Source organism: Aliiglaciecola sp. 2_MG-2023, assembly GCF_030548145.1.
In the GTDB taxonomy this organism is placed as follows: Bacteria; Pseudomonadota; Gammaproteobacteria; order Enterobacterales; family Alteromonadaceae; genus Aliiglaciecola; species Aliiglaciecola lipolytica_A.
On record NZ_JAUORY010000004.1, the window covers coordinates 272,090 to 283,341 of the forward strand.

The following is an 11,252-nucleotide window of genomic DNA, read 5'->3' on the forward strand; positions in this document are numbered from 1 at the left end:
GTTGCAAACTAAGGTTTAAATGTGTTGGCGCGACAACCTAATGAGCAGCAATGACATTTTTATGACAGGCAACCAAATAGTTTCTGCGGTTGCTTGCTAAAACCACCAATTTACCTAGCACTTTTAAGCTCCATGAGCTTATTTGACCTCCCAGCGACCTCAGGTTTTAAACGGTCTGTTTTGAAATTAACTTAAAACAAAGCTAACCACCTTCATTAATTTGTCATTTTACTGAGCCAATATGACCCCTATGCTGGTTTAAAACTATGTCAGCATAAAAACCAACAGCATCAACCGAGTATTACCATGAACTTTTCTTTACTAGCCCGCCATCAACGATTGTTCTCTGTCACATGTGCATCATTGACACTTTCGTTAACCTTGAGCATTGGTTTAGGGCAAGCCAAACCCATTGCCGATATTTCATGGCTAGATATTATTGGCGAAGGCAGTGTCGCGCTGCTTTCCTTGTTATGGATTTTTTTCCTGTTAGTCAGCCGCCCGCCAGGTAGAGTCACTTCGGCATTGGTATTAGGACTGAGCTGTTTTCTATTTTCTGCCAACTTGGACTTAATAGACGAGTTTATGTCCTATCACAATGCCGCAAGCATATTAACTATGGTGGAATCGGTTCCAGCTGGAATTGGCATGTTTATTATGAGTTACGCGTTATTCCAATGGCATAAAGAACAGTTAGTCCTCAATAAACAATTGCAAAAACGCGAATCAGCGTTACGTCAACATCACCAAGTGGATTTCATTACAGCGCTGTATAGCGCAGACTATATGCGCACGCAAATCGACTCACAATTGCAAAACAATCACAATCCTGAGTTTTCAGTTGTGATGCTAGATATCGACAACTTCGATGTATTTAATCGCCAATTTGGCCATATTCAAGGTGATCAACTTCTGCGTGAGCTAGCAGATTTAATCTTAATGAACTTGCGTGCTACTGACCTAGCCTGTCGCTATGCAGGTGACCGATTTATATTATTGTTGCCTAACACTAATTTGCAGAGTGCAGAAAAAATAGCCGGCCAAATCAAAAAAGCCATAGCGAGTATCGCGTTTAAGCCATGTCAGTCAGGGGAGTCAGTTTACCACCAACTCAGTTTTGTTGCAGAGTCGGCAATTTTAGGCGACGTAACAGAAAGCCTACTGCGGCGCCTTAACCAACGGTTGGAAAGGTTCAAGCAAGATCAAAGGAGTACACCGAAACAAAGCGGGCTGAATCAGGGTGGACAGGCACATGGATGAAAACCGCTTTTTTTATGTTGATGATAAAGTTATACCTGCCCACCAATTGGCAGCTAGCATTTTGGACTTCAGTCGTTCCAGAGACGTCAATAAACACAAGCTGTTGCGTGGCACAGGCATATTTAATCAAGATTTAGTGTCAGATAGAAAGCTCAGTGCGCTACAATTGCTGCAACTTATGGGCAATGCGCAATCATTAACTCCAGGACACGATTGTGGTTTTTTATTAGGCAAACGTATGTTTCCGGGCAATTATGGGGCGATTTCCAATGCATTGATGCACAGTCGTAATTTAGCTGATGCATTCACTGTGTTGGCCGTACTTAGAAGTCAGATTTGCCCTTTTTTAGACACTAAACACTATGCTTCGCAGCAACGTCACTACGTATTGATTACCGATGCGATTGGATGTGGAGAGCGCTTTCAATTTATCGCAGAGCTGTATTGCACGGCACTGGTTTCAGCCGTTAAATTAATTCTCGGTCAGCGCATCCCATTTCAGTTTAACTTTCCATTTCCACGGCCTAAATATATTCAAGAGTACGAGGTTCATTTAGGCCATAGACTGAACTTTTCTCAACCCGCGATGAGTATTAGCTTCGATAAAAAATGGCTGGCGAGCTTGTGTATAAATCGCAGCGATAGCTTAAAACGCCATGCTTTGCGTCAGTGCAAGATGGTTTCGATGCCAAGCAAAGGATTTATAGAAGCGGTGCGTACCACAATATCAAAACATTCTGATTGTGGCTTACAAAAAGCAGCCGAGAAATTTTGTATGAGTCCTGCAACGTTTAAACGCAAGCTCAAACAGCATGGTTACACCTTTCAGCAAATTCATGATGAAGTAGGCAAACAAGAAGCAATCTACCTACTCCAAGTTCAACAACTCAGTAACGAAGAAACGGCTCACTTGATGCAGTTTAGTGATATTCCTAATTTCCGGCGTTCAGTCAAACGTTGGACGGGGTTAACGCCTAGCCAACTCAGAACGACGACTGAAAATCCACTCTACTGAGTTTAGTAACCCCAACCTCTAAGACTTGTCGTCTGCACTAATGCGACTAGCAATAGCTCCATCTTGATTACGATATTTCGCATCAGCTCTACTGCTGTAGGGTTTTTCTGCAAAATCAGACAACACTTCAAAACTGATGGCACCAATTTTCATTTTTGGTTTTAACGCCAATGGTAGTTTACCGCTATTGAAAAACTCCAATACGATATTGCCTGACCAGCCCGGATCTATGCGATGTGCGGTAACGTGAACCATCAATCCCAAGCGTGCAAGGGAAGAACGTCCATCTAACCAGCCAACAATATTGGCCGGTAGCGTCACAGATTCATACGTCACCGCTAATGCCAATTCACCCGGGTGCAGGAAAAAGGACTTATCATCAGGGACAATAATTTCATCGCTCATAACTGTGTTCATGGCTTCTTGAACTTCAGCTTTAGGACCACTGAGATCAATAAAAGGTGCTGTGTGATCTTCAAAAACCCGAAATTTATTACCTAATCGGATATCCACGGTTACACCACTGATTTCAGAATAATCAGGTTCAGGAGAAATCGAAATTTTGCCTTCTTTTATGTATTGAAAAATATCTTTATCACATAACCGCATGAAATTTTCTCTGTAAGTGTACCGCTTGATCCGCGGCTTTTAATTTAAAGCTCAATTCGCGCACATTATGATCGCCTAGGTGCGGTTGTTCAATGTTTTTCAACAATTGGGATTGAATCATCACTTTTTAAAATTTGGCTGTAGGCTAATTGTTGTGACATTTTTTTAGCGGCATGCAAATACGCCTGTGCCAAATCACCATTAGGTTGTTCAAGTATTAACGGTAAACCGTTGTCAGCATGCTCTCGGATTTGAATATCTAATGGTAACTGACCAAGTAATTCCAAGCTTTGCTGTTCAGCTAATTTTTGCCCGCCACCACTGGCGAACACAAACTCTTTATTGCCGCATTTACGGCATTGGTAATAGCTCATATTCTCAATAATACCTAAAACAGGAATACTCACTTTGTTAAACATCGCGATACCTTTTTTGGCGTCAGCCAAGGCTATGTCCTGTGGTGTCGTAACCACTATTGCAGCAGTTAAAGGCACCATTTGCGCCATAGTCAACTGAATATCGCCGGTGCCTGGAGGCATATCAACAATCAAATAATCCAGTTCAGGCCATAGGGTTTCGTTAAGGATTTGCTGTAACGCTTTACTTGCCATAGGACCACGCCAAACAGTCGCATCATCACTGGGCACTAGATAACCAATCGAATTGGCCACCACCCCGTTACAGTTGATTGGGATCATATGTTTATTATCTTCGCTTTGCGGTCTTTGCTCAGGATTACCCAACATAATCGGCACAGATGGACCATAAATATCGGCATCTAATATGCCAACCGTTGCACCTTGCGCTTGTAACGCAAAGGCCAGGTTCACTGCCGTTGTAGACTTACCAACGCCACCTTTACCAGAGGCCACTGCAATAATATTTTTAATCTTTTGTAGGCGTTTGACTTTGGTTTTTTTGGCCGCAATATCGCAGCTTAATCGCACGTGATTGGAATCTAACCCAAGTTCGTCGATAGCGCCCATAATGAGTGAAAAATCCTGTTCACAGGCAAATGGGAAACAAAATTGCAATTTTTGTCCTTGCTGAGACAAACAATCCGTTATTTGCGATTCAGACAAGCTCAACATTTGGCCAATAAGCTGACAAATTTGCGTTATCTGGGGTTGATTAAACAGGGTATTCGACAAAGGTGACTCCTTTTGATGCAATTTATGTGATTTTATGCTGTTTTACTAATGCAATAACGCTGCATTTTCGTTACCATTTGCGTCCTTTTTTCAACTAATCAAGACTCGTAATCAAACATGCCAAATCAGCCACGTAAAATACTCGTCACCAGTGCCTTACCTTATGCCAATGGTTCTATCCATCTAGGCCATTTACTGGAACACATTCAAACTGATATATGGACACGTTATCAACGAATGCGAGGCAACCAATGCTACAGTGTTTGTGCGGATGATGCACACGGTACGCCGGTAATGTTAAAAGCTCAGGAGTTAGGGATTACCCCTGAACAAATGGTCGCGCAAACTCGAGCAGAACATCACCAAGATCTGCTTGATTTTCACATCGAATACGATAATTACTATGTGACCCACTCTGAAGAAAACAAAGAATTATGTGAAGAAATCTATAATCGCTTGAATTCTGCCGGCTACATCAGCAAACGTACTATCAGCCAATTGTATGATCCGGAAAAGAAAATGTTCTTGCCAGATCGTTTCATCAAAGGTACTTGCCCTTCGTGTAAAGCCGAAAATCAAAATGGCGATAGCTGCGACGTATGCAGTGCGACCTACAGCCCCACGGAAGTTATCAATCCGCGCTCTGTAGTATCCGGTGCAACTCCTATCTTGAAAGATTCAGAACATTATTTTTTCGATTTGCCAAAATTTGAAGATATGCTCAAAGAGTGGCTAGTCAGTGGTGCGCTGCAAGAAGAAATCGCCAATAAACTCAAAGAGTGGTTTGACGAAGGATTGCAACAGTGGGATATCAGTCGAGACGCGCCTTATTTCGGTTTTGAGATACCTGGCGCACCGAACAAGTTTTTCTATGTTTGGGTTGATGCTCCAGTAGGTTACATGGCGAGCTTCAAAAATTATTGTAATCAACATGATATTGATTTTGATAGTTTCTGGAATGCAGACTCAGATGCTGAGCTATATCATTTCATCGGCAAAGACATTACATATTTCCATTGTTTGTTCTGGCCCGCCATGCTTGAAGGTGCAGGTCTACGCAAACCAACGGGTGTTAACGTCCACGGTTTTGTCACGGTAAATGGCGCAAAAATGTCTAAATCCACGGGTACCTTTATTAAAGGACGCACCTATTTAGATCATTTGAATCCAGAGTATTTACGTTATTACTACGCCTCTAAATTAAGTGACGGCGTCACTGATATCGATTTAAATTTGGAAGATTTTGCGCAGAAAGTAAATTCTGACTTAGTCGGTAAAGTAGTGAATATTGCCAGTCGTTGCGCCGGATTCATCACCAAACGTTTTGACGCTACATTATCGGATAACGTCATTGAGCCTGAATTGCTTGCGCAATTTAAACAAGCCTCTGATGACATTGCCAACATGTATGAAAAGCGCCAATACAACAGAGCTATCCGTGAAATCATGGCTTTGGCAGATAAAGCCAATCAATTCATTGATGCGCAAGCTCCTTGGGTGACCATCAAAGAAGAAGGTAAAGAGCAATATACTCACGATGTATGTTCGTTGGGAATCAACTTGTTCCGTATATTGGTTGTTTATCTTAAACCTGTATTGCCAAAACTGGCTGAGCAAGCTGAAGCCTTCCTAAACGATGAACTTGATTGGGACAGTGCGCAACGTGACTTGGGTAAACATAAAATAAACAAGTTTAAAGCCTTGATGCAACGTGTTGATATGGACAAGGTTAACGCGATTATAGAAGACTCAAAAGAAAACCTTGAGCCTAAGAAGGTCGCAGCTCCCGCGGCGGAATCGGCCACCGATGGCTCACTTAGCAAAGATCCAATTGGTGAAACGATTAGCTTTGATGACTTTGCAAAAGTCGACCTACGTATAGCTAAAATAGCCAAAGCTGAACACGTTGAAGGTGCAGATAAATTACTGCGTCTGCAATTGGATCTAGGCGGAGAAACTAAACAGGTGTTTGCCGGCATTAAATCAGCCTATCAACCAGAAGACCTTGAAGGTAAGTTAACCGTAATGGTGGCAAATTTAGCCCCCCGCAAAATGCGTTTTGGTTTGTCAGAGGGAATGGTTTTAGCGGCTGGACCGGGTGGAAAAGATCTGTGGATCATGGAACCCCATGAAGGAGCACAACCTGGTATGAAAGTTAAATAATAGCTTCACTAACCTTATAACTGATCCACTATTAGGCGTTCATATTATGAACGCCTTTTTATTTGCCTAAAACAGACTTAACAACAGTACTTCACCTATTGCAGTTAACGACTATTTTTTTGCATTGAGGTGCGAACGCTAGCACCTACCGTTGAGAACTTTGGTGAGGGTTTCCATTTTGGTTTAATTAAGGAAAGTGGAATCACACGCTTTTTGGCGACTATCACGTAAATACTCGAAAATATTGGCAAATATTTACGACAGAACGATTCTATTCCTGAAAAAAGCCGTGATTTACGCTTAAACATCAAACTCGAAAATACCAGCTGATGTTGCTCAATGGTTTCAAAACCAAGCAAATGCAGCCAGTCATTTATTCGCATACTGCTAAAAAAGCGAGCTTCCCGTAAAATCTTATTTGATTTAAACGGAAGATAACGCAAAATTCCAGCCAAACTAAATGGATTGAAGCCCACTATCACCACGTGGCCATTGGGAATTAATGTTCGATCAATTTCTCTTAAAATTTGATGGGGATCTCTGGAAAAGTCCAGTTCATGGGCTAGCAAAAAAGCGTCGACGCTGTTTTCGCTAAAAGGCAGCTCATGGCTATCTGCGATAACTTGGTTACCTTTTATAGGTTGATGTTGCTCTACGCATTTTCGATTCACCACATTAACAATATGTTTGATTGCACATTCTGATAAATCGATTTGGCTGCTCAAACAGCCCACCTTAACTAAATGATAGCCAAAAAAACGCCTGCTACATGCTTCTAAGCTGGTTTCCACATGTTCTTTCATGGGCTCCCCAACAGGCAAAGCTTGCCAGGAAGTGGGATAAATCGGTTTTTTAGAGATTAAAGCAGGCTTCATATTGTCCAAACAATTGCGCAGCTACCAACAACTACATATAGTACAACACTAGCGAAGTGACACAAGCAAGGTAATTATGTCTCAAACAAAACAAACTCAGTCAATCCTATCGGTATTTCCTATCCCGGCGTTCACAGATAATTATATTTGGTGTTTACACAATGGCGTGAATTGCTGGGTGGTTGATCCTGGAGATGCATCACCAGTTTTAGATTATATTCAATCGACAAATTTAACCCTAAAAGGGATATTGGTGACCCACCATCACAATGATCATACCGGTGGCATTTTGGCCCTTTTAAAACACGCACCAGAGATTCCCGTGTTGGGACCAGACTATGGTAATATTCAAGGCTTGACCAAAAGATTGAAGGAAGGCGATTCAGTAGTGCTCGATTCCTTGGATCTTGAATTGGCGGTTTTAGAGGTACCAGGGCACACCTTGGACCATATCGCGTTTTATGGTCAAAATATGCTGTTTTGTGGAGATACCTTATTTTCAGCGGGTTGCGGCAGACTTTTCGAAGGCACTCCACAACAAATGCATGAATCTTTAGAGAAATTAATGAAACTCCCAGCACAAACTAAGGTCTATTGTACCCACGAATATACTTTAGCTAATGTGAATTTTGCGCTAAATGTAGAACCTGAAAACCAAGCTCTACACGCCTATTCAGATTGGGCAAAACATCAAAGAAGTCAGGGGCTACCTACTCTGCCTTCAAATATCGAACAACAAAAAGCGATAAATCCGTTTTTACGTGCGCAACAGGATGAAATAAAACATAATGCAGAACAATTTGTTGGCAAGAAGTTATCCAACGAAACAGACGTTTTCGCTGCAATCAGGCAGTGGAAAGACAATTTTTAGTGGAGCCAATGATAAGGGTCAAACAGGGTTTTTCAACACCGCAATGAAAATCACCTCTTTTTCGTTGCTAATGGTATTAACGGGTTGCCAAACATATATGGCGGACTCCCATGCCCAAAGCGAAACTCATCAAGAACAACTGATTGCCGAACAAATCAATAACAGCTGTGAACAGAAACACGCTTTAGCTGATGAGCTTTTTGATTGCACCTCCGCATCTCAGGGCACTATTCCTGTTACTCACCCTACAGAAATAGTAGAAATTACAGTTGAGCCAGACAATTACGTTGAATTACCTGATGATGAAATTGCTGATATCAACGAGTCAACTCAGAGCCCTGAAAACCTTTGGCTTAGAATTAAACAACAGTTAACTTTCCCGATCCCAGATAATGATCGTTTAAAGGCACAAAAAAATTGGTATCTGAAGCACCCTGAATATATGCAGCGAGTCGCAACTCGTGCCAAGCCTTTCATGCACTACATTGTTGAGCAAATTGAAAAGAACCAACTTCCCCTTGAGTTAGCTTTTTTGCCCATAGTAGAAAGCGCATTTGATCCTTTTGCCTATTCCCACGGACGAGCTGCAGGCATGTGGCAGTTTATTCCAGGTACTGGAAAACGTTTTGGCATGAAACAAACTTGGTGGTATGACGGAAGACGCGATGTAGTTGCATCAACTGAGGGCGCAATTGCCTATCTGACCTACTTAAATAATATGTTTGATGGCGACTGGCTACATGCGTTGGCAGCATACAATTCAGGTGAAGGTAGAGTCAGAAGTGCGATTAGACGGAATAAAAAAGCCGGAAAACCTACTGACTTCTGGTCGTTAGATTTACCTCGCGAAACCCGAGCATATGTGCCTAAATTATTAGCTCTTAGCAGCATTTTAAAAGATGCAGATGATGACAATATTGCGTGGACAGCCATTCCAAATAAACCTTTTGTTGAAGTGGTAGACGTGGAGTCACAAATCGATCTTGCGTTAGCGGCAGACCTTGCGGGATTAACCCTCAAAGAACTTCATTCCCTGAATGCTGGCTTCAATCGTTGGGCAACGGATCCTGATGGCCCTCACAGATTATTATTGCCTGTTGAAAGCGTTGACAATTTTGAGATTGCGCTAAATAAAATAGAAGAAAATGAACGTCTTAACTGGGTTCGGCATAAAATCAAAAGTGGTGACAGTTTATTAAAATTAGCCAAACAATATCATACCACCGTTGGCGTGATCCAAGGTGTGAATGATATGCAAGGCAACCTGATCCGGGTCGGAGATTATATTTTGGTGCCGGTTTCACTAAAATCTCTGGATTCATATTCCCTTTCACAAGAGCAGCGGCTGGCAACTACTCAATCTAAACCTCGCGGAAGTTACTCTTTAAATCACAAAGTAAAAAGTGGTGATACCTTTTGGGATTTAAGCCGCGAATATAAGGTCGACATGCGTAGTTTGGCCAAATGGAACGGTATGGCTCCCACCGATCCCTTAATGCCAGGTAAAAACTTGGTTATTTGGGTTAAACAAGCGTCTGAATCTCAACGTAAAGATGCGGTAATGCGCACGTTAACCTACACCGTTAAAAAAGGTGATTCATTAGCTCGAATTGCGAATAAATTTAAAGTGAATCTGGTGGATTTAAAACGTTGGAATCAAGATAAACTGCGTAAATATTTGCAGCCTGGACAGAAGATAAAAGTCTATGTTGACGTTACTCGTACCTAACAAGTCAAAGTTAACTAAGGTAAAGGAATGATCGATGCTGGGGTTTAATCGCAAAAATCTAAGCAAAAGCCATGAGGGTCCTTGGCTTTTGCTCGATTTATTTATGCTAGGATTATTATTCATTAATCTTATCTGGATTATTTTTGACTCCTTATACAGCACCGAAATCGTAAAACAATCATTAGCTTATGTATCGGAATCCTTAGTCACTGGCTATGCCCCTGTGCACAATAACTTCCTGTTGATAGATTTAGCCTTTGTCGCGGTATTCCTTAGTGAATTTTGCTTACGCTGGATAGTTGCAGTGGTAAAAAAGACCTACTTGAGATGGTATTTTTTCCCATTTATTCACTTTTACGATTTGGTTGGCTGTATCCCACTTGGTGCTGCTCGAATATTCCGTTTTTTACGGATATTTTCAATTCTTCATCGCCTGCATAAATATGAAATTATTGACCTTAGGCGCACAGCTTTGTTTCGCTTTATCGCATTTTATTATGAAGTTTTTGTAGAAGAGCTGTCTGATCGCATTGTTGTCAAAGTATTATCGGATGCGCAAAAAGATATCGCTGCAGGTTCTCCCCTAGTAGAAGATATTACTCAAAATGTAATCGCATCTCGACTGCCGGTGATATCCAGATGGACAGCATCAGTATTGAGTCATATTGGTGAGTCTATTGAACATAACGAACATGGCCAGTCCGTAAGACAACATGTGAACAAAAGTGTTGGTAAAGCAGTTAGAGGCAATCCGCATATTTCAACCTTAAAACTGGTTCCAGTGTTAGGTTCAACCATTGAGCGCACCTTAGAGTCCGCGGTGACAGACATTGTCACCCAATCAATCGTTAATCTGCTCAAAGACATGACCCCAGAAAAAATCGACGATTTTGTAAAGCATGGGATTGGTCGATTTTCAAGTGAAGATGAAGCGTTAGATGATGAGGTATTAGCCGTGGTAAATGAATGTATCGAGCTGATAAAAAGTCATGTTTCGCAGCAGCGCTGGAAAACCGAATTTGAGCAAGAATCAACTGTCACAGCTGTAGTTGTTGAACAAAACAATCCACAAAATCCTCCGCAAATCTAGCGGGGAGGTTTATCCTGCGCTTTTTTGATATTTTTCATGGCCTAAAGGCCATGCTACAGATTAATTGCACCCTGTAGGTGGGGGATTTATCCCCTGCAACGCTAGCAACAGCATTCATGGCCTAAGGGCCATGCTACAGATTAATCAAACCCTGTAGGTGGGGGATTTATCCCCTACAATGCTAGCAACATCATCCATGGCCTAAAGGCCATGCTACAGATTAATTGCACCCTGTAGGTGGGAGATTTATTCCTTACAACGCTGGCAACATTATCCATGGCCTAAAGGCCATGCTACAAAAAAGCGGTGATGCATTTTATTCGGTGATTCGTGTAGGCGGTGGCTTTAGCCCCGCGGTTGTTGTTCGGTGCTCATGGCCTAAAGGCCATGCTACAAATTCCCCTCCTGTAGATGGGGGATTTATCCCCTACAATGCTAGCAACATCATCCATGGCCTAAAGGCCATGCTACAGATTAATTGCACCCTGT

Annotated in this window: 10 protein-coding genes; 7 read left to right on the forward strand and 3 right to left on the reverse strand. The window is 41.9% G+C overall.

Features of this window, described 5'->3' with window-relative positions:
- The first annotated feature begins 306 nt into the window (after positions 1-306).
- Together Q4567_RS06530 and Q4567_RS06535 are read left to right on the forward strand one after the other, a co-directional pair.
- On the forward strand, positions 307-1,260 hold the full coding sequence (locus Q4567_RS06530) for a diguanylate cyclase (protein ID WP_303499805.1): 954 nt from the start codon (positions 307-309) through the stop codon (positions 1,258-1,260).
- Positions 1,253-2,275, forward strand: a complete 1,023-nt coding sequence (locus tag Q4567_RS06535; protein ID WP_216047032.1) for an AraC family transcriptional regulator ligand-binding domain-containing protein — start codon at positions 1,253-1,255, stop codon at positions 2,273-2,275. The genes Q4567_RS06530 and Q4567_RS06535 overlap by 8 nt, the downstream gene beginning before the upstream one ends.
- 18 nt (positions 2,276-2,293) lie before the next feature.
- Here Q4567_RS06535 and dcd read toward each other — a convergent pair whose 3' ends face one another.
- Positions 2,294-2,884 (reverse strand): dCTP deaminase, encoded by a 591-nt coding sequence (dcd, locus tag Q4567_RS06540; protein ID WP_216047033.1) that lies wholly within the window; start codon positions 2,882-2,884, stop codon positions 2,294-2,296.
- Positions 2,885-2,973: 89 nt separating this feature from the next.
- A complete protein-coding gene (apbC, locus tag Q4567_RS06545) occupies positions 2,974-4,035 on the reverse strand; it encodes an iron-sulfur cluster carrier protein ApbC (RefSeq protein WP_303499806.1) in 1,062 nt (353 codons plus the stop codon).
- Positions 4,036-4,152: 117 nt separating this feature from the next.
- On the opposite strand from apbC, the gene metG reads away from it, so the two are divergent.
- The gene (gene metG, locus Q4567_RS06550; RefSeq protein ID WP_303499808.1) at positions 4,153-6,198 is read left to right on the forward strand and encodes a methionine--tRNA ligase; all 2,046 of its coding nucleotides are present in this window, start codon (positions 4,153-4,155) and stop codon (positions 6,196-6,198) included.
- Positions 6,199-6,302: 104 nt separating this feature from the next.
- Here the strand turns inward: metG and Q4567_RS06555 are convergent, their stop codons facing one another.
- Positions 6,303-7,073 carry a class I SAM-dependent methyltransferase gene (locus tag Q4567_RS06555; protein ID WP_216047035.1) on the reverse strand — a complete coding sequence of 257 codons (771 nt, stop codon included), beginning with the start codon at positions 7,071-7,073 and terminating at the stop codon, positions 6,303-6,305.
- Between the two features lie 76 nt (positions 7,074-7,149).
- On the opposite strand from Q4567_RS06555, the gene gloB reads away from it, so the two are divergent.
- From gloB to Q4567_RS06575, 4 genes are all read left to right on the forward strand, one after another.
- Positions 7,150-7,944, forward strand: coding sequence for a hydroxyacylglutathione hydrolase (gene gloB, locus Q4567_RS06560; protein WP_303499810.1), 795 nt, complete (start codon positions 7,150-7,152; stop codon positions 7,942-7,944).
- A gap of 43 nt (positions 7,945-7,987) precedes the next feature.
- A complete protein-coding gene (locus Q4567_RS06565) occupies positions 7,988-9,673 on the forward strand; it encodes a LysM peptidoglycan-binding domain-containing protein (protein ID WP_216047046.1) in 1,686 nt (561 codons plus the stop codon).
- 34 nt (positions 9,674-9,707) lie between these two features.
- A complete protein-coding gene (locus Q4567_RS06570) occupies positions 9,708-10,763 on the forward strand; it encodes an ion transporter (protein WP_216047037.1) in 1,056 nt (351 codons plus the stop codon).
- Between the two features lie 290 nt (positions 10,764-11,053).
- Positions 11,054-11,252: hypothetical protein (locus Q4567_RS06575; RefSeq protein WP_303499811.1), on the forward strand; the 199-nt coding region annotated here is incomplete at its 3' end.

What these genes read in the sequence shown, in the direction of transcription:
- Q4567_RS06530 (WP_303499805.1), top strand. Translation starts at nt 307, where the DNA reads ATGAACTTTTCTTTACTAGCCCGCCATCAACGATTGTTCTCTGTCACA.
- Q4567_RS06535 (WP_216047032.1), top strand. Translation starts at nt 1,253, where the DNA reads ATGGATGAAAACCGCTTTTTTTATGTTGATGATAAAGTTATACCTGCC.
- dcd (WP_216047033.1), bottom strand. Translation starts at nt 2,884, where the DNA reads ATGCGGTTATGTGATAAAGATATTTTTCAATACATAAAAGAAGGCAAA.
- metG (WP_303499808.1), top strand. Translation starts at nt 4,153, where the DNA reads ATGCCAAATCAGCCACGTAAAATACTCGTCACCAGTGCCTTACCTTAT.
- Q4567_RS06555 (WP_216047035.1), bottom strand. Translation starts at nt 7,073, where the DNA reads ATGAAGCCTGCTTTAATCTCTAAAAAACCGATTTATCCCACTTCCTGG.
- gloB (WP_303499810.1), top strand. Translation starts at nt 7,150, where the DNA reads ATGTCTCAAACAAAACAAACTCAGTCAATCCTATCGGTATTTCCTATC.
- Q4567_RS06565 (WP_216047046.1), top strand. Translation starts at nt 7,988, where the DNA reads ATGAAAATCACCTCTTTTTCGTTGCTAATGGTATTAACGGGTTGCCAA.
- Q4567_RS06570 (WP_216047037.1), top strand. Translation starts at nt 9,708, where the DNA reads ATGCTGGGGTTTAATCGCAAAAATCTAAGCAAAAGCCATGAGGGTCCT.